General features: G+C 38.3%; 20 protein-coding genes. 15 read left to right on the top strand and 5 right to left on the bottom strand.

Annotated elements, in window-relative coordinates:
* Positions 1-61 precede the first annotated feature (61 nt).
* The 7 genes from P0092_RS15295 to P0092_RS15265 all read left to right on the top strand — a co-directional run bounded on the left by P0092_RS15295 (position 62) and on the right by P0092_RS15265 (position 8,106).
* Positions 62-610 carry an HDIG domain-containing metalloprotein gene (locus tag P0092_RS15295; RefSeq protein WP_004616685.1) on the top strand — a complete coding sequence of 183 codons (549 nt, stop codon included), beginning with the start codon at positions 62-64 and terminating at the stop codon, positions 608-610.
* Positions 611-728: 118 nt separating this feature from the next.
* Positions 729-1,610, top strand: a complete 882-nt coding sequence (locus P0092_RS15290; RefSeq protein WP_004616687.1) for a polysaccharide deacetylase family protein — start codon at positions 729-731, stop codon at positions 1,608-1,610.
* A gap of 17 nt (positions 1,611-1,627) precedes the next feature.
* Entirely contained in the window at positions 1,628-2,323 is a 696-nt protein-coding gene (locus P0092_RS15285) for a response regulator transcription factor (protein ID WP_004616689.1), read from the top strand.
* Positions 2,308-3,723 carry a sensor histidine kinase gene (locus P0092_RS15280; RefSeq protein ID WP_117407363.1) on the top strand — a complete coding sequence of 472 codons (1,416 nt, stop codon included), beginning with the start codon at positions 2,308-2,310 and terminating at the stop codon, positions 3,721-3,723. The genes P0092_RS15285 and P0092_RS15280 overlap by 16 nt, the downstream gene beginning before the upstream one ends.
* Positions 3,724-3,727: 4 nt before the next feature.
* On the top strand, positions 3,728-5,200 hold the full coding sequence (locus P0092_RS15275; protein WP_004616693.1) for a hypothetical protein: 1,473 nt from the start codon (positions 3,728-3,730) through the stop codon (positions 5,198-5,200).
* Between the two features lie 80 nt (positions 5,201-5,280).
* Positions 5,281-7,647 (top strand): ribonuclease R, encoded by a 2,367-nt coding sequence (gene rnr, locus P0092_RS15270; protein WP_004616695.1) that lies wholly within the window; start codon positions 5,281-5,283, stop codon positions 7,645-7,647.
* Positions 7,648-7,653: 6 nt separating this feature from the next.
* On the top strand, positions 7,654-8,106 hold the full coding sequence (locus P0092_RS15265) for a 2-thiouracil desulfurase family protein (protein WP_004616698.1): 453 nt from the start codon (positions 7,654-7,656) through the stop codon (positions 8,104-8,106).
* Between the two features lie 87 nt (positions 8,107-8,193).
* Here the strand turns inward: P0092_RS15265 and P0092_RS15260 are convergent, their stop codons facing one another.
* Positions 8,194-8,421: an HPr family phosphocarrier protein gene (locus tag P0092_RS15260; RefSeq protein WP_004616702.1), complete on the bottom strand. Its 228-nt coding sequence runs from the start codon at positions 8,419-8,421 to the stop codon at positions 8,194-8,196.
* Between the two features lie 396 nt (positions 8,422-8,817).
* Here P0092_RS15260 and P0092_RS15255 point away from each other — a divergent pair, with 396 nt between their 5' ends.
* From P0092_RS15255 to P0092_RS15230, 6 genes are all read left to right on the top strand, one after another.
* The gene (locus P0092_RS15255) at positions 8,818-9,756 is read left to right on the top strand and encodes a glycosyltransferase family 2 protein (protein ID WP_004616704.1); all 939 of its coding nucleotides are present in this window, start codon (positions 8,818-8,820) and stop codon (positions 9,754-9,756) included.
* Positions 9,757-9,895: 139 nt separating this feature from the next.
* Entirely contained in the window at positions 9,896-11,206 is a 1,311-nt protein-coding gene (gene mtaB / locus P0092_RS15250; protein ID WP_004616707.1) for a tRNA (N(6)-L-threonylcarbamoyladenosine(37)-C(2))-methylthiotransferase MtaB, read from the top strand.
* An 87-nt stretch (positions 11,207-11,293) separates the two neighbouring features.
* A complete protein-coding gene (locus tag P0092_RS15245; protein ID WP_004616710.1) occupies positions 11,294-11,560 on the top strand; it encodes an IreB family regulatory phosphoprotein in 267 nt (88 codons plus the stop codon).
* Positions 11,561-11,624: 64 nt separating this feature from the next.
* Entirely contained in the window at positions 11,625-12,053 is a 429-nt protein-coding gene (gene ruvX / locus P0092_RS15240) for a Holliday junction resolvase RuvX (protein ID WP_004616712.1), read from the top strand.
* A gap of 100 nt (positions 12,054-12,153) precedes the next feature.
* Positions 12,154-12,441, top strand: a complete 288-nt coding sequence (locus P0092_RS15235; protein WP_004616714.1) for a DUF1292 domain-containing protein — start codon at positions 12,154-12,156, stop codon at positions 12,439-12,441.
* Between the two features lie 239 nt (positions 12,442-12,680).
* Positions 12,681-14,711 (top strand): methyl-accepting chemotaxis protein, encoded by a 2,031-nt coding sequence (locus P0092_RS15230; RefSeq protein WP_004616716.1) that lies wholly within the window; start codon positions 12,681-12,683, stop codon positions 14,709-14,711.
* A gap of 134 nt (positions 14,712-14,845) precedes the next feature.
* Here P0092_RS15230 and P0092_RS15225 read toward each other — a convergent pair whose 3' ends face one another.
* Genes P0092_RS15225 through P0092_RS15210 form a run of 4 tightly spaced genes read right to left on the bottom strand, consistent with a single transcriptional unit; the run spans position 14,846 to position 22,180 of the window.
* Entirely contained in the window at positions 14,846-17,863 is a 3,018-nt protein-coding gene (locus tag P0092_RS15225; protein ID WP_004616718.1) for a type I restriction endonuclease subunit R, read from the bottom strand.
* Positions 17,863-19,758 carry a restriction endonuclease subunit S gene (locus tag P0092_RS15220; RefSeq protein WP_004616720.1) on the bottom strand — a complete coding sequence of 632 codons (1,896 nt, stop codon included), beginning with the start codon at positions 19,756-19,758 and terminating at the stop codon, positions 17,863-17,865. The genes P0092_RS15225 and P0092_RS15220 overlap by 1 nt, the downstream gene beginning before the upstream one ends.
* Before the next feature lie 12 nt (positions 19,759-19,770).
* Positions 19,771-21,780 (bottom strand): type I restriction-modification system subunit M, encoded by a 2,010-nt coding sequence (locus tag P0092_RS15215; RefSeq protein ID WP_004616722.1) that lies wholly within the window; start codon positions 21,778-21,780, stop codon positions 19,771-19,773.
* Entirely contained in the window at positions 21,752-22,180 is a 429-nt protein-coding gene (locus P0092_RS15210) for a hypothetical protein (protein ID WP_004616723.1), read from the bottom strand. The genes P0092_RS15215 and P0092_RS15210 overlap by 29 nt, the downstream gene beginning before the upstream one ends.
* Before the next feature lie 157 nt (positions 22,181-22,337).
* Between P0092_RS15210 and P0092_RS15205 the strand changes: the two genes are divergently transcribed.
* Positions 22,338-22,661, top strand: coding sequence for a DUF6809 family protein (locus P0092_RS15205; RefSeq protein WP_004616725.1), 324 nt, complete (start codon positions 22,338-22,340; stop codon positions 22,659-22,661).
* On the top strand, positions 22,642-23,157 hold the full coding sequence (locus P0092_RS15200; protein ID WP_131451603.1) for a DUF6550 family protein: 516 nt from the start codon (positions 22,642-22,644) through the stop codon (positions 23,155-23,157). The genes P0092_RS15205 and P0092_RS15200 overlap by 20 nt, the downstream gene beginning before the upstream one ends.
* Positions 23,158-23,193: the final 36 nt, after the last annotated feature.

Genomic DNA, 23,193 nt, shown 5'->3' with positions numbered 1-23,193 from the left:
AGTTGTAGGATGTATTTTATTTATATTTTATAACTATATTTGCGGCTTCTGGAGGTTTATTATGAATAGAGATGAGGCTTTTGAAGAACTCAAAATCCGATTGAACCATAAAGATATTCTTAGACATTCCTTAGCAGTGGAAGCAGTAATGAAAGAATTTGCGAGATATTATGATGCCGACGTTGAGATATGGGGCCTGGCCGGTCTTTTGCACGATATAGATATTGAAAAAACAGCAGGCGATCCTGAAAAGCATAGTATTGTAGCTGCTCAAATAATTGAAAATTTTGACATAGACGAATCAATTATTTATTGCATCCGATCTCAAAATGATTACCATACAATACCAAGAAAAAGAAAAATGGATAAAGTACTGTATGCTGCAAATCATCTTACACACCTAATAACTTACTGTGCTGATAAACTGCCGGACAATAACCTTTCAGATGTTACACCTAAAATGGTACTTGAAAATATTTCAAAGTCAGATATTGAAGGAATAAACATTGAACATATAAAGCATTATATAGAATTGAATATTACTTTATTAGAATTTGTGGAAATAACCTTAAATGCAATGCAAAAGAATTTTGACAATACAAAAATGTAAAGGTTACTTATTTGTAACTTTTTTTTTGTAGTTTTGTAACTACTGAAAAAATAATTAAATATAAAATAAAGATAGATGAAATAACAATAATATAAATAAGGGGTATGGGTGAAGTAAATTGAAAAAATTTTTTGGGGTAACAATTGCAGTTTTAGCATTAATAGTTTTAGTGGCAACAATATGCGTCAAAGAAGGCAAAATACTGAATAATAACAATAATATCAGTATTCAAACGAAATCTGAAAGTCAAAAAAATGCTAACGATAGTAAAAAAGGACCGTCTCAGCAGTCTAACACAGTAGCTCCCTCTGATACTACAAAAAAGCCGGAGGATAAAAAACCTTTAGAGCCGGGAAAGGATACAGCGAAACAGACCCTTCCGGGCAAAAACGAACCTATGGTTGCACTTACATTTGATGACGGGCCTCATCCGCAGAACACAATACTGATATTAAATGCTCTAAAAAAATATAATGGACATGCAACCTTCTTTGTTGTAGGAAACAGAGCTGAGAGTTTTCCCAGTGTTATAAAGCAAATCTATAACAACGGAAATGAAATTGGTAATCATAGCTACAGTCATAAACAATTAACAACGCTAAATAACGACGGAATTAACAAAGAATTAAACAAAACATCTGATATAATACAGAACATTATTCAAAGAAAACCGTCTATAATAAGACCGACTTATGGAAGTGTAAATAGCAGAGTAAAAACATGCTCAGGTGCTCCGCTAATTCTCTGGTCCATAGATACTTTAGACTGGAAGACAAAGAATAAGGCATCAACAGTAAATAATGTAGTTGGTAAGGTAAAGGACGGAGACATTGTACTGATGCATGATTTGTATAAACCCACCGCTCAGGCAGCAGAGGTAATAATACAAAAACTGTCTTCGCAGGGATTTAAACTAGTTACCATTGATGAACTTTTTGCTGCCAGAGGAGTAAAGCTTGAGAGTGGACAGGTATATAGCAGTGCTTACAAGAAAAAGTAGGAAGGAATTCTTTTATAATGGAAAGTAAGGTTCTTATAATAGAAGATGAAGAAAGTATAAGAGGTTTCTTAAAAATAAACTTCAAAAAGCATAATTTTATTGTTATAGAAGCAGCTACAGGAGAAGAGGGATTATTAAAGGCAAGACAAGAAAATCCGGATGTTGTGCTCTTGGATGTTATGTTGCCCGGAATAAGCGGATTTCAGGTGTGTGAAACACTTAGAAAAGAGTTGCCCGGAGTCGGAATAATTATGCTGACTGCCAGAGGACAGGATATAGATAAAATAAAAGGTTTGGAGTATGGTGCGGATGACTATGTTGTAAAACCTTTTAATACTACAGAGCTTATTCTGAGGGCAAAATCCCTTTTAAGACGATTGGTGGGAAAGGGTACATCAGACAGTAAAGAGGATACGCTAAAAAGCGGTGTATTCAAGCTGGAGCTTTATTCTCAAAGAGTGTTTAAGGAAGATAAGGAGATTCTGCTTACACCAAAAGAATTTTTCTTACTAAAAATCTTTCTGGAAAATAAAAACAAAGCTTTTACCAGAGATGAACTTTTGGACAAGATATGGGGCTATGACTACATGGGAGATACCAAGATAGTTGATGTCAATATAAGGAGACTGAGAAGCAAGATTGAAGATAAGGATTCCCACGGTATGTTTATTGAAACAGTATGGGGTATCGGGTACAGATGGCGGAAGGAATGATGTCTATGACATTTAAAGGCAGTATTCAGGCCAGATTGGTAAGAAATTTTATACTGATTATTCTTATAAGCGTTCTTGCTTTTGAAGCACTGCTTGTGTATTTCACGCGTTTTTATTTCTACAATAATATTGAGAGTATTTTAACAAATCAGATTAAGACTGCTTCTGACTTTTATACCCGATATTTTTCTGATGTCCCTTTGGATGTTAACATTATGGACAATGCCGATTTATTCTGGAAACAAACTACGGGACAGGTTCAGATTGTAGGAAACACCGGGGAAGTGTTATTGGATTCCCAGGGACTTGAGTCGGGAGAATATGTGTCCGGCAATGACTTCAAGCTGGCCCAGCAGGGCAAAAAAGGTGTGTGGGTGGGAAGAATCAACAATGGCAGTGAGCAGATTATGATTGTATCCTACCCCCTCAAATCAGATACTGAGCAGGTTGGAGTAGTAAGGTTTATAACCTCCTTAAAAGATGTTGACAGAATTATATTTAATATTTCCATGATATTTATAATAATCGGAATTGTTGTTATTCTGGTTGCAGGTACTATTAGTATAGCTCTGGCACATAGTATCATTCATCCGATCAAAAATGTAACGGGAGCAGCCGAATTAATGGCAGAGGGAAATCTCGATGTTAGAATATGCAAAAGCAGAAATGATGAGATTGGTAAGCTTTCGGATACTCTCAATTACATGGCTTCAGAAATACAAAAAAGAGAACGAATCAAAAACGATTTTATATCTACGGTTTCGCATGAACTCAGAACACCTCTGACATCAATAAAAGGCTGGGCAAATACCATAATTGATGATGATTACAGTGACCGAGAAATTCTTAGTGACGGATTGAATATCATTGTAAAGGAAAGTGATCGGCTCACAGACATGGTTGAGGAACTTTTGGACTTTTCTCGTTTCGTTTCGGGAAATGTTGAGCTAAAAAAGGAAAAGACAGACGTTAGTTCCATTGTTGACTACATACAAAAACAAATGAGTGATAGAGCTAAAAAAGAAAAAATTAGCTTTGTTGCTAAATGTGAAAATATCCCTATTGTTGATTTAGATAGAAACAGAATTACTCAGCTTTTGATTAATCTGTTGGGAAATGCCTTCAATTTTACACCTCAGAACGGAAGGGTAGCATTAATTTCATTTTGGGAGAATGAGAATGTTGTTTTCAGGGTTGAGGATACCGGCTGTGGTATAAGCCCAGAGGAATTACCTCTGGTAACGGAGAAATTCTACAAGGGAAATAGCAGCAACTCTCATACGGGACTGGGGCTTTCAATCTGCGATGAGATAGTAAAGCTGCACAATGGAAGTCTGAGCATTGAAAGCGAACTGGATAAAGGAACAATTGTAACAGTGAGGATTCCTATTGGAGGCTGATATTTTGGCAAAGAAAATAAGAGTACTTTTAACAATATTATTATTAATTACTGCATCCTTATTTTCAGGCTGCAGCAGTATCAATTTCAGTATCGAGGATACAATAAAGCCCCCGGAAGGCAAAAATATTGCCGTAAAAGGTACATGGAAAATACAGAATTATATTTTAACTGACAATAGCTCATTGACACCTGAGAAACAGGAGAAGTATGAGCAGTTTATCGGGAAGGAAGCTGTTTTTGACAATGAAGTCGGTGCTATTTTCAAAGATGTCTGTATTAATCCCCAATATAAAAGTATTAGAACATCCGCAGGAGCTTTTATACAAAATAAATACCGTGTGAGTGAAGATGTTCTTGGTATTACTACTGAGAATGTGAATGTAGTCACAATAACAACAGATAACCAGCTTTTTCATGAGCTTATAGTTACAGATGCGAATACTGCATATGTCTACATGGAAGGTGGTTTTTTGGCATTGAAAAGAATTTCTGTGGATATAGATGAAAAAATCAGAGCAGAAAGTCTTGGAAGTGTGGGCTTGGATATAGATAGCGGAGATTATAAGGAAGACCCCTTGCTCAGGTCAGGAGTTCTTCTGGGAATTAGATCTGCCGATAATACTTACCATACACTATGGCTTTATTTCAAAAATCGTGAAACAAAGGCTAAATTGTATACAAATCAGCTGATAGTTCCAAGGGCAAAAGGATTCTGGGAAATCGGTTTCATACCTACTAATAATGAGATGAATATATATGCGGAGCCTTTTGCAGAACTATCCAAAAAGCACCAAACAAAGTTGGTAAGCAGAATAAATATGATTAACAAAAAGCCTAATTCAAAAATACTTTTTGTCGGAAACGACTATATAGGTATTGAAAGCGACATGCGACTAGGGGTTTTACCTATAGACAATCTTGCTACTAAAAAGCCCGTGCTGCTGTCGGATATAATTGAAGGCGGTTCTACCAAGACATTAAAGCAATCAGCAGAGGTGTTTATATCCTCTTTGGATAGCAAAAGGGCGGACGGGCTGAACCGCCAGCCTCAGGAAGACAATTTTACTTTACAGAGAAGAAACGGACATTGGATCATGAAAAGCCGTCTTTATTATAAGGACTCTTCGGCTGATAGAAAGTATGAAGATTTTGACGTAAAGCAAATGGTGCCTTCAAAGTTAATACATTATGATGAAATGAATATTCCATGGAATGAAATTAAATCCAGAGTACCGTGGACAAAGGATGCTTATATGTCGCCTAATAAAGATATTGCCATGTTGGTATCTGAAGATTATATAATTGTATATACTGTTCAAAACAAGAATGCCATAAGCAAGCAGCTGCTTAAAATACCCCTTAAAGAAGGGGAGTCCATTATCATGACAGAATGGGCCACCGGAAAGTATGCCGATATGTGGGGGGAATTTTCGGAAACAGCTTTTGACAATAGCAATGACAACGGTGAATTTTAATTGAAATACTTGGAATAATATATTAGTATAAGGGAGAAGTGCGTTAACTTTAAAAAGAAGATGGAAAGGTAATTTAATACATGGCAGACTTGGAAGAACGTAAAGAACGAATTGTTGCATTTATGAGGGATAAAGCATATAAACCTCTTTTATTTAAGGAACTTTTAATGGTTCTTGACGTGCCGGAAAAAGATATTGAACTCTTTACACAGGTAATTGATGAACTTGAAGAAGAAGGAAGAATATTTAAGACCCATGGAAAAAGGTATGGTGTACCGACAAGGCTAAATCTGGTGACAGGAAGGATTCAGGGGCATGAAAGGGGATATGGCTTCCTCATACCCGATGATGAGCTTATGGAAGATGTATTTATCCCTGCAGACAGCCTTAACGGAGCTATGCATAATGACAGAGTTGTGGCACGGGTAAATAAGAAAAGTTCAACAGACAGGAGAATGGAAGGCGAGATAATACGTATTCTGAAAAGGGCTAATACCACTTTGGTAGGAACCTTTGAAAACAGTATGAGCTTCGGTTTTGTGGTTCCTGATAATAAGAGAATTTCAGGAGATATTTTTGTCTCAAAGAGCGAGTTTCAGGGTGCAAAAAAAGGACAGAAGGTTGTAGTTGAGATACTAAAATATCCGGAAGCCAGAAGAAATGCTGAAGGCAGGATAATTGAAATAATAGGCGACAGGAATGAAACAGGGGTCGATATCCTTTCCATAATAAAATCCTATAACCTTGAAGAGGATTTCCCTGAGGATGTTCTAAATCAGGCAAATTCCGTAAGTGAAACAGTAACAGAGGAAATGATACAGGGAAGGCGTGATTTAAGGGGACTCCGCATGGTTACAATAGACGGAGAAGATGCAAAAGACCTTGATGATGCGGTTTCAATTGAAATACTGGAAAACGGGAATTACAGACTTGGTGTTCACATTGCAGATGTAACCAACTATGTTACGGAAAACTCTCCTCTTGATATTGAAGCACTTGACAGAGGGACAAGTGTATATCTTGTGGACAGGGTTATACCAATGCTTCCTAGAAAATTGTCCAACGGTATTTGCAGCCTTAACCCACATGTTGACAGGCTGAGTTTTACCGTAATTATGGACATAGATAAAAACGGAAGAGTATATAACCATGAGATATTTGAAAGTGTAATTAATATAGATGAGAGAATGACATACACCAACGTATATAAGATACTGGCGGATAATGACCAGGAGCTTATAAAACGCTACAGTCATGTTGCTCCTGATTTTTACAAAATGCAGGAACTTGCACTTATATTAAGGAAGAAAAGATTCCAGAGAGGTGCTATTGATTTCGACTTTGATGAAGCAAAGGTAGTACTGGATGAAAAGGGCAGGCCTATTGACGTAAAAAGATATGAAATAACCATTGCAAACCAGATAATTGAAGAATTTATGCTGGCCTGCAATGAAACTGTTGCGGAGCATTTTTTCTGGACAAATACACCCTTTGTATATAGAGTACACGAAGACCCTGATGAAGAAAAAATCCACAATCTGAACGAATTTCTTTACAATCTGGGATACAGCATAAAGGGCATAAATAAAATTCATCCCAGAGCCTTACAGGACCTTTTGGAAAAGGTTAAAGGAACCAGACACGAGAGAATAATCAGTACGGTTATGCTAAGATCCTTACAAAAAGCCCGGTATAGCAATGAAAGTACAGGACACTTCGGTTTGGCTGCAAAATACTATTGTCACTTTACATCGCCTATCAGACGATATCCGGATTTGATAATTCACAGGATAATGAAGCTATATCTGAAAGGCGGAATGAGTGAGGAAAAAATCCGCCAATTAGAAGGAATACTGCCTGAAATAGCAAAACAGTGCTCTGAGCGTGAAAGAGGAGCAGATGAGGCTGAAAGAGAAAGTGAAGACCTGAAAAAGGTAGAATATATGAAAGCTCATGAAGGAGAGATATTTGAAGGTATTATTGCAAATGTAACTTCCTTTGGTATGTTCATAGAGCTTGACAACACCATAGAAGGTCTGGTCAGAATGAGCAGCATGGAAGATGACTACTATAACTATGACGAAGCTCATTACTGTCTTGTAGGTGAACGAACACGCAAAATATACAGAATAGGCGATACAGTCAAGGTTATTCTTGCAAAAGCCGACATATCTGCAAGGAAAATTGAGTTTATACTGGTTGAGTCTGATGATGATTTTGACAGCATTGACGAGGAAACTGAAGATGAAATAATATTTACAAAGCGCAAGAAAGAACCTTCAGCTGTTAAGAGAACCAGCCGGAGTACAAAACCGGATAAGGATAAGGCTGATGATAAGGGCAGAAGGAGTACTTCTTCCGGCAATAAACCCGGCAAAAAGGGAAAAATCATAGATAAAAAGGTTTATGAAAAAATAATGGGAAAAAGGAAAAGGAAAAAAAGGTAGGGTCAAATGATACTGGTTAGTGCATGTTTAGCAGGACTGGACAGTAAATATAACGGTAAAAGCAACTATAACGAGTATATAGAGAGACTTGTCAGAGAAGGCAAAGCAATTATGGTATGCCCTGAACAGATGGGAGGGCTACCTACTCCAAGGGACTCTTGTGAGATTGTCTGCGGAGTCGGAGGAGACGTCCTTGAAGGGAAGTCAAAAATAATAGACTCAAAAGGACAAAATCAAACAGAAAAATTTTTAAAAGGTGCTGAAGAAACACTAAAGGTAGGCAGACTCTATAACATAAAAAAAGCAATACTAAAATCAAAAAGCCCCTCCTGCGGTGTTGGGAAAATATATGATGGAACCTTCAGCGGAAAGCTAACTGAAGGTAACGGAGTTACTGCAGAACTTTTAGTAAGAAATGGGTTTGAAGTAATAACTGAAGAAGAATTTTCTGCGAAATAGTTGTTATGTCAAAATAACAAAAAGCGAGTTTCAAAACTCGCTTTTATTTTTGTCTATTATCAATAGTTTGTACTCGTTAATAATAAATTAAACTACAAAACGCTTAATTTCATCACAGAATTTTTCGCTGTCATCGTTCTGAACTTCAACTTTAATAGGCTTGCTGAGGTCAAGACTGAAGATTCCCATGATTGACTTTGCGTCTACGATGTAACGTCCTGATGATAAATCTACATCAAAGTCATATTTGTTAACGATATTTACGAAATCCTTTACGTCGTTAATAGATTTTAAAGAAATATCAAATGATTTCATATTATCCATCCTCCTTATAATTAAGGTAAAAAACAATTATTTTTTTTACATTTTAATATTAACCGCTTTTCAAATATTAGTCAATGAAGATGTTTGAAGATACGGTAAAACTTAACAGAAAAATGCCACGAAGTGCCACTATATAAAGGGCTTGGAAGATTGTTGTGCATTTCTTACAAAGTTTGGGCAATGTTTTCATTCAATAATTTCTAGAATTATATGCTTGGTTTAATGTTAGGTTGGTAGTGAAATTTATAGCCATTCAGCAGCTCATTTGATATAATATTAATTGTAAAATAATAGAATATATAGTATTAATTTGAACATAAATATCAAAAAAATGACAAACAAACTAAGATTGTTAAAACCTACTAACATTAAAGGAGGTGCAATTTTATGAAAAACGAGTTTTTGTACAGCTCGGATGCATTTAATTTGCCTTTTGTATCTGTTATTATTCCGGCATACAATGCGGAAAAATATATTGAAAGGTGTCTTGAGTGTATAACTAACCAAAATTATCCCAAAGAAAAAATTGAAGTTATTGTTGTGGACAATAATTCAACGGACAATACGGCTGACATAATCAAATCTTTTAACGTCAGGTATGTATTTAATGAGAAAAAAGGACCATCCCCTTCAAGAAACAAGGGTATATCAATTGCAACCGGAGAATATCTGATTTTTACAGATTCCGACTGTCTTGCGGACAGTGATTTTGTTATGAATCATATTAACGCTCATCTAAATTTCAAAAGAAGCAATCCCAAAGTAAAAATGGTAGGAGGGGGAATAGGCGGTTATAACAAGAATTTCTGGGCAGTATGTGATGACTTCTGTTCATGGTCAGCATACCATCCTGCTTTAAAAAATCATATAAACAACAGCTATTTCCCTTCTGCCAATATTAGCGTCCCCAAAAGTCTCGTGGAGGAAATAGGCGTGTTCAATGAGGATTTGAAAACCGGAGAGGACGTTGATTTTTGCTTAAGAGTTGCATTTGGTGGATATGGACTGTATTTTGAGCCTAAAGCCAAAGTTCTTCACATTAACAGGGATACATTTCGTGAATTTATGGGACATGGAAAGTCCTGGGCAAAACCTGTCGCTAGTCCTGAGGATGTAAACAATCAACAGTGGAAAGAAAACGGAGGTTTGCTGAAAAGTATACCGATATACGCAAAAAATTATATTAAATCCATTGTTGAAGTAATATCTTATGGATTTAAAGCAAAACGTTTCTATGTAGTTTTCTTTATTCCATTTATTGTGCTTTACAAAACTTATTTTGCTTATCACCGTATGTTGTTTAGAATGAAAGCTGCCGAGAAGTAGACCGATAATATCCTAATCAGCCCACAACCTCATCAGTAAGCTTTGTGTTGAAATCAATACGATATTAATGTTATACTTTTTTAATATATATGAAATCATATAAAATGAATAAAATAAAAAATGAGGATTGAAGGCATTAATGAAAAAAGTAGCTTTTTATACATTGGGTTGTAAAGTTAATCAGTACGAGTCCGAAGCAGTTTCTTCAATATTTGAGCAAAACGGATATGAAATAGTTTCTTTTGAACAGGTTTCAAATGTTTATATAATAAATACATGTACTGTTACAAATCTGAGTGACAGAAAATCCAGACAGGCTATAAGAAAGGCGAAGAAAACAAATCCGGATTCTATAGTTATTGTTATGGGCTGTTATGCACAGACATCCTCAGAAGAAGTTTTAAAGATTCCCGGTGTTAATATGGTTATAGGTACAAAGGATCGCGGCAGAATTCTGGAGTACGTAGAAAGAATTGAAGCAGGTGAATGCAGAATAAATGCTGTGGACAATATAATGGCATCAAGGTCTTTTGAAGAGCTTAAATTAAGTACATTTAAAGAGAGGACAAGGGCATACCTGAAAATACAGGAAGGGTGCAGCCAATTCTGCGCCTATTGTATAATTCCTTATGCGAGGGGGCCTATACGAAGCAGAAAGCCGGATGATATAATAGAAGAAGTAAGACAGCTTGCAGACAGTGGATTTTTAGAGGTAGTATTGACAGGTATCCATCTTGCTTCATACGGCAGAGAACTGGAGGATACCAGCCTGCTGGATATTATTCGTAAAATACACAGTATTGACGGCATTAAAAGAATACGTTTGGGCTCTATAGAGCCTACCACAATTACAAAAGAATTTGTTGAAGCTGCCGTGGGGCTGCCAAAGCTCTGTCCGCATTTTCATTTGTCATTGCAAAGCGGTTGTGATAAAACCCTTGTAGAAATGAACAGAAAATATAACACTGATGAATATAGAAGAAGTGTAGAGCTGCTTAAAAACAATATTCCTGATGTTGCAATAACTACCGACTTGATGGTGGGTTTCCCCGGTGAAACGGGAGAGGATTTCGCAGAGTCCCGTGATTTTGCGGAAGAAATCGGTTTTTCCAAAATCCACGTGTTCAAATATTCGCCAAGAAAGGGAACTCCGGCGGCAGGAATGAAAAACCAGGTAAGCCCCGAGGAAAAGGAAAGAAGAAGCGAAATAATGCTGGCTCTCTCGGATGAGCTTGAAAAAAAATATCTGGAAAAGTATGTGGGAAGGGATATGGAAGTTTTATACGAGCAGGAGATGCACGGTGAAGACGGCTATATTGAAGGGTTGACAAATAATTATATTCGGGTAATGGCAAAAGGTGATATTAGTCTTAAAGGCAAACTGGCAGAAACAAAATTGTCAAAAGTTAATGGAGTGTTATTTGAAGGAAAAATTGTTGCAAAAGCCTGATAAATGAGGTAATATTATGGTATATAGCCTTATGAAAATTAAGGAAAAGTTGGATATTGATTAGAGGTAACTGGGAAGGTGATATAAATGGGAATTAACGAGACTATGATGTTTAAAGTGGATAATGAAAAAGAGAATGAAGCAAAAGAAATCTTAGTTTCTGTATATCAGGCACTAAAAGAAAAAGGCTACAATCCGATAAACCAGATGGTTGGATATATTTTGTCTGGTGATCCTACTTACATCACAAACTATAAAAATGCCAGAAGTATTGTCCGAAGACTTGAGAGAGATGAGTTACTGGAAGAAGTCCTTAAATTTTATCTGGAAAATCATAATGACGTACCTGAATAATTGATTAAAACAGGCACTCTCAAATGAGAGTGCCTGTTAATTTTATCTGCTAACGGAGGCAAGAATGAGAATACTTGGAATTGACTATGGAGATTCAAGAATAGGTGTAGCCATAAGTGACCCTATGGGCTGGACAGCACAGGGCTTGGAAATGATTAAGAGCAAGGAAAGTTTGAAAAAAGCTGTCTTACGTTTATCAGAAATAATAAAAGAATATGGTGTTACAGACATAGTTATAGGGTATCCTATCAATATGAACGGTACTAAAGGGCCAAGAACTGAAAGAACCGAAGAATTTATAAAAAAGATTTCTGATTTTGGTGAGTTTAATATAATAAAATGGGATGAGAGACTTACTACCGTGTCAGCGCACAGAACTATGAACGAATTGGGCATAAAAGCTTCAAAAAAGAAGGACATTGTGGATACAATGTCAGCGGTATTAATTCTTCAAGGTTATCTTGATAGAATGGCAGGTAATAAAAAAAGTTGATATTGGAAAACATCTACATGTGTGTTATTATAAAATAAATGTATTCAGATTTTTGATACATTTTTGGGCATTCAAAGACTTATACTAGGAGGAAGTATATATGAACGATGAAGAAAGAGATGATATTGTTGTACTGTTAGGAGAGGACGGAGAAGAAGTTGAATTCGAACATCTCGATACCATAGAAATGGAAGGTAACGAGTATGTAATATTGCTCCCCCTTGAAGAACAGGAAAACGAAGAAGTAGATGAAGTTGTTATTTTGAAAATTGAACACAATGATGATGGCGATGACTCGTTTATTACTGTTGATGACGAAGAAGAACTTAACAGAGTATTTGAAGAATTCAAAACCAGAATGGAAGACGAATACGATTTTGATGAGTAATCAATGCTCAGATTAAATGTGAATAGATAAACCCTTAAATAATCAGGACTTCAGCTTGCTAGGCTGTGGTCCTTTTTATATTTCCCGTATACAATATGGGTATTAACTCAAAGTTATTATTATTTATTTAGTTTTAATATTCCATAACTATAAAAAGTAGTGTAAAATGTAATTAAATTATGTTAACCTTCATAAAAAGTACTCACCTAACCATACTCTAAGATTCAAAGGAGAAAAATATGAATATAAGGAAAAAGCTTACTATTTTTGTAACAGGGTTAGCAATTCTTTCTATCGCAGTTACACAAATATCATCTTACTTAAAGTCCAAAGACATAATAATAACTCAAACAAATACAATGGCAAAGGATTTAAGTTCGGCATATGCAGACAATATTTCCAGTTTAATTGAAAAAGAAAACGCAGTCGTAAGTGCACTTGCATCTCAGAGGAGCATTATTGAATTACTTGAGCAGTCCAAGTCAGGTAACAAAACAGACCAAAGTATACAGATAGAAAAGGAATGCAATAAGCTTTTAAAAAATACTGAAAAACAAGAATGGAATTTGGAACATGTTTTTATCGTTAATACCAATAACTTAATAATTGCCGATTCAAACACAAACACCTTAGGCCAAGACATATCAGACCGTGCTTACTCCTTGCAGACTCTATCAGAAGGAAAACCTATCACAAGCGATGCTCTTAAATCAAAAGCAACAAATAAGAACATTTCTGTCTTTACATATCCCGTAAGAGACGATTTTGGTAAACTGATAGGGTATGTTGCTGCAGCAGTTTATACGGACACTTTTAGCGGATATCTTCAAGATAAAAGGATTCTTGGTACTAAATCAAGCTATGTATTTTTAGTAGATAAATCAGGTAATATTTTATATCATCCGGAAAAGAATAAAATCGGAGAACCCATAGAGACCCCCCAAATAAAAAATATCATAAGCAAACCTGAAGGCAAAATATCAGACGTAATAAATTATGATTATAAAGGAAAAGGGAAAATAGCAGCCTATAAATTTATTAACCAAACAGGCTGGTTACTTATTTTAACAGGCACAATTGATGAGGTTACTGCACCCGTGGACGCAATGCAAGTCTTTATTTTGACACTAAGTCTGATAATGATAGTAGTTGCTTCTGCGGTGGGATATTTCATTGCAATACGCATTTCTAGGCCTATAGAAAGATTAACGCATCTTATCCATAATACTTCCAAGCTGGATTTAACATATAATAACGCATTTGAAATATATCTAAAGGGTAAGGACGAAATAGGTACTATAACCAGAGCTGTAGCAGAAATGCGACAGGTTCTGCGTGGCATGGCAGGTAAATTGATTGAAGTATCTGAAAAGATAAATGACAATGCACAGTATGTCAGTACCCTGGCAAATGACGTGAAAATGAATTCACAGGAAAATTCAGCAACCACACAAGAGCTGTCGGCAGGAGCAGAAGAGTCTGCCGCATCTACCGAGGAAATTTCAGCTTCTATTAATGAGGTTGAAAATAATGTAAATACAATTGCTCAAAAGACCAAAGAAGGGGCTGATGTGTGCAGGCAAATAACGGATAAAGCATTAAAACTAAAGGAAGACGCTACTATTTCCGGTCAAAAGGCAAAATCAATATATGAGGATGTAAAGCAGAAAATAGAGGAATCAATAGAGCAATCTAAGAGTACGCAACAAATAAACATTTTGGCCGATACTATTCTTCAGATTACCGAGCAGACAAACCTATTGGCACTTAATGCTGCCATAGAGGCGGCAAGAGCCGGGGAATCAGGAAAAGGTTTTGCAGTAGTTGCTGATGAAATCCGAAAACTGGCAGAGCAATCTTCACAGACTGTGGGAGGTATACAGAGAATGGTTGAAGAAGTGAATAAGGCGGTCAAGAATATGAATGAAAGTTCAACTGCCATACTATCTTTTGTTGACAAGGAAGTTCTTCGGGATTATAAGAAATTAGCAGACATCAGTGAACAGTATAATAATGATTCAAACTTGGTTAATGGATTAATGTCCGACTTCATTCATACTTCAGAAGAGCTTAATTCAACAATAACAAATGTATCAACCGCAATAAACGAAGTTGCACAGACTGTTGTTGAAAGTGCCAGAGGAATTGAGGATATCGCTATAAAGACATCTTCCATTGTTGTAAAGACAGAAGAGGTTGATGAAAAAGCGGTAGAAAACTTAGACAGTGCAAAAGAGCTTTATGATATTGTATCGAAGTTCAAATTATAACCAATGTAAATTCCTAAAAAAGTACCCTGACAACCAAAGAGGAGTAGTCATAAAGACAACTTGTGAACCGAGGTTCAAGGTAAACTGAATACGGAAAAAGCAACCGCACAGGACAAAATCCTGTGCGGTTGCTTTTATAGTTGTTGTGTTGCAATGCGTTCATGCACAAGAGGCAGGACTATTTTGTCTATCTCTAAACGGAAATCGTTATCCTCAATATACTTTGTGCAGAAATCTTGATTTTGCTGCAGTCGAGCAATGACCACATCCATGATATTGTTTTCATAGGCTACTTGGAACATATCCATTGGATTCTTTGCACGGAGCTGCATTTCTGGGTTTTTAGCCATGTCCTCGACAAACTGCTCAATAACCTTATCCATCTCTGTAAATGTTGTGCCTAAACGTTCATTGAGTTTAGCAATGAGCTCACTAAGGGTAGCCTTTTCTTCTTCTGGCGGCAGCCCTGCACCGTGTCTACCTCCTGGTAAGACTCCAGTTTGATTTTCAAGTTGTATTTTGCCTTCAAAGATTTTCTGCAAACGATAGTATTGTAGAGCTACGTCATTATCCAAGTTTGGAGTTTTGCTCTTACCATCCGCAGGAAGCTTGCGGAGCAAACACTTTGCAAAGGCACTAAACTTGTGTAGGTCAGAATCATTAAGCTTAATGATATGACAGATAAAAGAATACAGACGGATAAACTTCCTCAAGGTGACCTTGAATTCTTTCTGTTCAAGTTCGCTTTCCATTGCACAATATCTGTCTATCGCGGGATCAAGATAGGGACTGAGCTTTCCGAAGTCCAGCTCGGTTTGCTTTGCAGAATCTTTAAAAAAGATTCTTGCAAAGGATTTAACTTCTGACTCCGTGTAAATGCGGTAGCCATCCAAAGTGGTTTTTAAATCATAGACCAAGTTTGGATCGGTAATGTCATCCACATCGGTGCGCTCATAATAAGGCTGAAACGCTTCGAAAATCTCCTCTTTGGTGTTGGCGAAATCGAGCACAAACGTATCGCTTTTACCATAGCACATACGGTTTAAGCGCGAAAGTGTCTGCACCGCTTTTACACCGGACAGTTTCTTGTCCACATACATGGTGTGTAGCAGCGGCTGGTCAAACCCAGTTTGGTACTTTTCTGCTACCAATAGGATTTGATATTCTTCACCCTCAAAACGCTCTGGCAATTCGCTCTCTGCAAACTTGTTGAGCCCTGACTCAGTATAATCCGCACCATCGTCCTTAACTATTCCGGAGAAGGCGACCAACACACCGAGATCTTTATACTTCATCTTTTTTATGTATTTCAGAAACTCAAAATAGTATCTAACAGCATGAAGTCTTGAACCGGTAACCAGCATAGCCTTAGCTTTGCCACCAATTTCATGCTGAGTAACACTGCGAAAATGCTCAATGATGATTTCTGTTTTCTGCGCTAAATTGTGTGGATGCAAACTTAAAAATTTACCCAAAGCCTTATTTGCCTTGCTTTTACCATAGAGAGGATCGTCCGCAATTTTTTTGCCCACTTGGAAATATGTTTGGTATGTCGTATAGTTTTCCAATATATCAAGGATAAAATTTTCCTCAATCGCCTGTCTCATACTGTACACATGAAAAGCATGCGGTAAGCCATCTGTCCCGCGAGTGCCAAAAATCTCCAGTGTTTTTTGCTTGGGCGTTGCAGTAAAGGCAAAGAAGGATAGATTCTGTTGAATGCCGTGACTTGCCATCTCTCTGGCTACTTCATCTTCACTGTCATCTGTCTGGCTCTCAATGCGAGCTTCTGTTTCTGCAAATTGATGGAGCTTTTCTTCAATCTCATCATCTCCCTTTGTTTCAATTTCCGCTAAAGCTTCCTTGAGCTTTTCACTCGCCTTGCCTGTTTGTGAGGAATGAGCTTCATCTACAATAACGGCGAATTTCTTTTCTGAGGAGTGCTCCACTTTATCCAAAATAAACGGAAAGGTCTGCAAGGTGGTGATGATAATTTTAGCATTGTTATTCAGGGCATCGGTAAGCTGCTTTGATTTAGATATACTGCTTTTTTCATCAATCCGTGCCACAACACCGTCTACATGCTCGAATTGATAAATGGTATCTTGCAACTGCCGATCCAACACTCGCCGGTCAGTAATGACAACAATGCTATTGAATACTACCTGACTTTCACTATCATGCAGCGTGGATAAATGATGTGCCAACCACGCAATTGAGTTTGATTTGCCCGAACCGGCAGAATGTTGAATCAAATAGTTATGCCCAGCACCGTTTTCCTTTGCATCAGAAATTAAAAGGCGAACGACTTCAAGCTGATGATAACGAGGGAAAATCAGACTTTCTTTCAACTTCCCTGTTTTTGTGTCCTCCTCTTTTTTGAGGTGGAGATATCGTTCGATAATGTCCAACAAGCTATCCTTTACAAGAACTTCTTCCCACAAATAAGCAGTACGGAAGCCATTAGGGTTGACCGGGTTTCCTGCACCACCATTGTTTCCCTTGTTGAACGGCAGAAAAACAGTACCCTTTCCTGCAAGTTTAGTGGTCATATATGCTTCTTCGGTATCAACCGCAAAATGCACCAATGCACCTCGCTTGAAAGCAAACAAGGTGTCTTTGTTGCTGCGGTCTTCCTCATACTGCTGGATGGCGTTGGAATAGCTTTGACCAGTAAGTGGATTTTTCAGCTCCAGTGTAACGATAGGCAGGCCGTTCAGCAAGAGGACTGTATCCACAGAATCCTTAGGCTTGGAAACGCTGTGATGCACCTGTCTCATAACCGTTAGAATGTTTGCTTGGTAACGCTCAACGGTAGTCTTGTTCATCTGGTTGGCGGGCTTAAAGTAGCACAAAGCAACCTCTACGCCCAAATCTTTTACACCATGGCGTAGCACATCAAGTGTGCCCCGGTTTTTTAGCTCGTCCGAAAGGCGCTTAATAAAGTTTTGCGGTACACAGTCTCCATGCCGTTTGCAAAGACTTTCCCAAGACTTCGGCTGCGTATTTTGAATGAATCGCAAGACTGTTTTTGCGTCCATACCAAGCAATGCACTAAAATCGGAGGGGTTACCTTTCTCATAGCCGCCAAAGGTTGTAAGGCTATATTCAATTTCTGTTTCAAATATTTTTTCTCTGGTATCCAGTGCCATTAGCTATCCCTCCTCTTCGTTTTACTACCGTATCCGCATGGGATCATATGGTTTTTCCTCATCCACTCCAACGCTTTCAACCAGCGGGCTCTGTCAATTCGTTTCTTTTCTTCGCTCCAATGGGTCAGCACTTCATCGACAATCTGATCATCGCCGGGGGTCTGTCCTTCAATCAAAAAGTCATTCCATGCCCCATAGAGCGTGGCGATAATTTCGCAATGCTCGGTATCCAAAGTGCGCAACAAGCCAAGAATTCTGTCGATGCAATCGCTCTGTTCCTGACTGAAGTTTGATTCGAAATAGGGCACATATTCCAGACTTTTTTCAAGTTTACTATATTTGCTGCCATGATTATTTTTGTTGTACCCAAACCACTTTGCCTTTGGGAGTTGGGCATCAATGGAACGAAGCACCTGCGGATTATACGGCCCGGCAGCATGACGAGCATACTCGGTGTGCAGATCCAACTGGGCGCAGTATTCACTCAGAAACAATAATTTTTCCAACTTAACATGTCCCAGTGTTGGTTCAGCACATAGCTTATCCAGTATTCGTGCAGCTAGCACACGCCGCTTGAAATGAATATTGGCACCATTTGTTTTGGCTTTTGGTTGCTCTACTGTTGCTACTATTTCGGAATCAGCAACTTTGATTTTTCCCGTTACCGCTTCGCTAATGATGGATTGACGGTATTCTTTGAATAAAGAAACTTGCTGTTCGGTGGTGGATATTAAGTCGTCAATTTCCGCCGTTTTATTTCTCAAGTAATTGCTTATCTGCTTTTGCTCAGACTTAGGCGGCAACAGAATAGGGAGTCGTTTTAAATCTTTATAATTCATGGACTGGCGAACGCCATTTCCTAAGCTATAAAAGATTTTCATCAAATCGTAAGCGTGAAGCAAATCAGAAAGGAATAACCCATCAACCTCATCAGAGGGGATTAGACCTACATATGCAGAAGTAATAATACCTTTTTCGCGTACAAATCCAGAGCGCAGGCTACGCTTATCGTTCTGCAAATCAGTTAACCGCAAAATCGTATATCCACCCTCAACAATCTGATATGTTTCAAATGATTCGGGCAGCAGTCCAAAGTTAGTATCAATATCTTTTTTAACAATTTTTCCGTAGCTTAAGCTCAAAAGGTTGACACATTGGTTTCCGCTGTTCTTGGCCTTGTTTTCAAATGCTACTGTGAATAAAGGCTTTACCTCCCAATGTTCAGGAATCTGTCCAATCCAATCAACTCCACTGTCTTTCATCGGTACAGATGGATCAAGTCCTCGTGTAACCGCTTCACTGATAATTGCCTGCCGCTTTTCTTTCAGCAGTTCAATCAGCTTTTCTTTGTCAGCAATAATGCTGTCAATTTGGGTGGTTTTTCGGTCAAGGTAATTTGCAATAACAATTTGCGCATCAATATTTGGGAATGAGGCTATAGTATTTTTGAGCGTTCCTTGAGAAATTGTAAAAACTTTGATTCCACTTACGGCCTGCTGAATTTGTGCTCTGAAATTCTGCGAATCAAACAAATACGCAAAATATTTATAAAACACATCTTTGGAAACGGGGCGTGCTATCACCGTATGATATCCTGCGAAAATACTGCTATCGCTAACAAGGCATGTAAAGTTACCAGAACCACCTTTGTCTTCCGATGTATCTGCAAATACAAAGTCCCCCTTTTTAATAAGGGCTTGCGATGATGTATCTAAATAGCTTTCAGATACAAATGGAAGTACATGCTTTGACATATCAAGTATCACACCATATTTTGAATGTACTTGCCCGTAGCTAACACATGGGATACCCGTCTCGCTCAGATTCTCTTTTGTAATGCTTAATCCTTTTCCAAATTTAAACAAATACTTTAACTTAATACTTTTTCGCTCCACATTTTCACCCCCTTACTCGAACAAGTCTGCAATATCAGCCTGTATCTTATCTTCCAGTGCTTTTATTTCACTTAAAATTACACTGCTTGCACGCAGCGGAACATATTTATAAAACTGCCGTGTAAAGGGAATTTCATATCCCTTTTTTGTTTTGCTCTCATCAATCCATGCATCGGGCACATGGGGCAGAACCTCCTGCGCAAAATACTCCTGAATATCCGTTTTCAAAGGGACGGTTTCATAATCACGCAGAGATGTATTTGCAACCTGATTTCCCTTAGCGTCCAAATAAATGGTACCGTTTTCATCCTCTGCACTAAGCACATTGTAAAGCAGTGTTCTCTGCTGCATAGCAGTGAGCTTGTGCTTTTTTACCACTGGCGCAATTAATGCTTTAAATTGCTTTTCATCGCTGTAAACTTCATTGCCCAAGGCGACCAAATCATTTTTAAGGTCAATCAAATCCTGTGGCATTGGCTGACCATCTAAATCATTTTGTGACCAGCTCCATGTACAGTTTTTCTTTTTCTGAAAGACAATAGGCAAACTGTAAACACGGTCTTCGCAACAGGAAAAGTTGTATCGGACAGGGCGTTCGACCGTAACTTTCCAGTATCCAAAATCCTCGTTGTCAAAAATCTTGCTGTACTCATTGGGTAAAAAGTCTTTATGAATACCAACAATCTCATTGATCTGTGTATCGGTAATTTGATTTCGTTTGCTGCCTAAGGATTTACGCATCTTTTCTGAAAAATCTGCAGCGTTAATCAGCTGTATCTTTCCTTGACGCAGTTTGCTTTTTCGATTGGTGACAATCCAAATATAAGTGGAGATGCCGGTGTTATAAAACATCTGGTCAGGCAGAGCGACGATGGTCTCCAGCCAGTCGTTTTCAATAATCCAACGGCGAATCTCACTTTCACCGCTACCGGCATCACCGGTAAATAGTGGAGAACCATTAAAAACAATGGCAATACGGCTGCCACCCTCATCAACAGGCTTCATTTTACTAATCATGTGTTGGAGAAATAGGAACGAACCGTCAGAAATACGAGGTAGGCCTGCGCCAAAGCGTCCGGCAAAACCGAGCTTTTCGTTTTCTTCTTTGATTGCCTTGTCATACTTCTTCCATTCCACGCCGAAGGGTGGGTTGCAGAGCATGTACGAAAAAGTTTTTCCGGCAGTACCATCCTCAGTAAAACTGTTGCCACGATAAATGCGGTCATACTGTTGCCCCTTAATCAGCATGTCCGATTTGCAAACAGCATAGGTCATCGGGTTAAGCTCTTGCCCATAGCAATCTACATAAATTGTTTGATTAAGCGACTTCAAATAATCAGAACCAATCGCCAGCATGCCACCCGTACCGGCCGCAGGGTCGTACAGGGAGGTCATTTTACCATCTTCGGAAAGCTCGGCACCGTCCTCGTTAAAAATAAGCGATACCATTAACCGAATAACTTCACGAGGGGTAAAGTGTTCACCGGCTGTCTCGTTGGAAATTTCCGAAAAACGGCGAATCAATTCTTCAAAGATATAACCCATCAAGTCATTGGGTACCTTTTCCGGACTCAGATCAATTTCATCGGCATACTTGGAAATGATCATATAGAGAAGCCCGGCTTTATCAAGCCGTTCAATCTGGGCATAAATATTAAATGCCTCCATAATTTCTTGCACATTGGCAGAAAAAGAGGTTATATAGTCACGCAGATTTTCTGCAATATTGGGTGCATCGTCTTTTAGCTTTCTGAAAGTAAAGTTGCTTTTGTTGTAAAACTTCATGCCGGTGGCTTGTTCAAACAATTTTTCTTTGACCTTGTCACCAAAGTTGGAGGTCTTGTCAATTTCTAAAACCTTGTCCTTCGTTGCCAACAAAACGCTATCCAAACGGCAAAGCACGGTAAAGGGTAAAACAACATCACCATATTCACTCTGCTTATAGTCACCACGGAGCAAATCGGCAATTTTCCAAATAAAATTTGTATACTCATTAATATTCAGGCTGTTCTGTTGGCTCATCTTTTTTATCCTCCAATGCGGTTATTATTTTCTTGATTTCTTTAAATGTGTCAGGGGGGATATCTTTTCCTTCTGCTAATCGGAGGACGTCCCACCACGCTTTTCCGTCTTCTGCAATTAGATATCTATCAATATCAGGGGGTGCAACCTTTGCAATATCCGAGTATTTGTCCAAAAGACCATGCTTGTCTTTTTCAGATAAAAGCAAGTTTTCGGATAGCCGCAGCACAACCGCTTCTGTAGGAAAACCATCACCTTTTTCAATGTCATTAAGTGTTGAAAAGTTCATATCGCACTCGGCGGCGACTTTGCGAAGTGGATTCATATCACGGGGCATCTTTTGCCGAAATTTATTTACCAATGCACCAAACTTCACTTTGTCTTTTCGGGCTATCTTCAAGGAAACACCTCCTTTCTAATATGTATGTTGTAAACTTACAACATACATATTATAGCAAATAATTGTGCATACTGTCAATCTTCTGGGGTTTATATATTTTCTTGTAGCTATGATTTTCTAATTGTGGTATCTTGTGTTGCTAAAGGAGGGCGGGAATATGCCAAAACGATTAGACGACCTGTACCATAGCTTTTTTAAGCAACAGGATTTTAATGAGCTTAGATTATCCGTGGAGGAAAACCACAAAATTTTGATTGACCGTCTGTCAAAGGAAGATAGAAAAACAGTGCTGCGAATCATTGATGCCTTGGGAATGATTTGTAACTATCAAAGCAAGGCGAGCTTCATCCAAGGCTTCGGGCTTGGAATGGAACTTACAACGGAACTGAAAAATTATGACCACAGTCTTGAGGAGGTTCTCAATGACTGTGGTCAATTTTTTATGCCGAAGGGAGAAGCCGATGATGAAAAAGAAAGCTAAAACTATTACAGCAGTGTCCGCATTAGCAATTATTTCTCTGCTAATAATTCCACTGTTCAACCAAGCTACATCAGAGCCACTCGTTCCCAAGGTTCGCCCTGTGTCAGCACCTGTGACCATTAGGGATAACACCCTGCCCGCAGAAAACAAAGCTCTTGTAAGCGAAGAAAGCGCCGAAATCAGCACCCAAATTCCACCGCAGGACAACACCCACACAGAAATCGATTTTGAGCCGCTAAACCCATCTGACACCACGGAGATTTTGACCGAGAGCAACACCTTGAGGGACGACCCTACCCCCACCCCGGTAACATCGAAAAACACAGTGACGGCAACGGCATGGGAGCCAAGGATGGGTGACACTCGCACAATGGATGGTCAAAAGCAGGTCTACTTTCTCGGCTTTGGTTGGATTGATGATAACGATGAGCCCAATGTTGCAATTTTCGTGGACGGTGATGGTGACATCAATAAAATGGTGGGGCGTATGGATTAGAAGCGAAGGCAAGTGTTCTATCCTATCCCACAACAA

It is taken from the genome of Ruminiclostridium papyrosolvens DSM 2782 (assembly GCF_029318685.1).
Classification (GTDB): Bacteria; Bacillota; Clostridia; order Acetivibrionales; family DSM-1351; genus Ruminiclostridium; species Ruminiclostridium papyrosolvens.
This window is presented reverse-complemented; position numbering and strand designations above follow the sequence as displayed.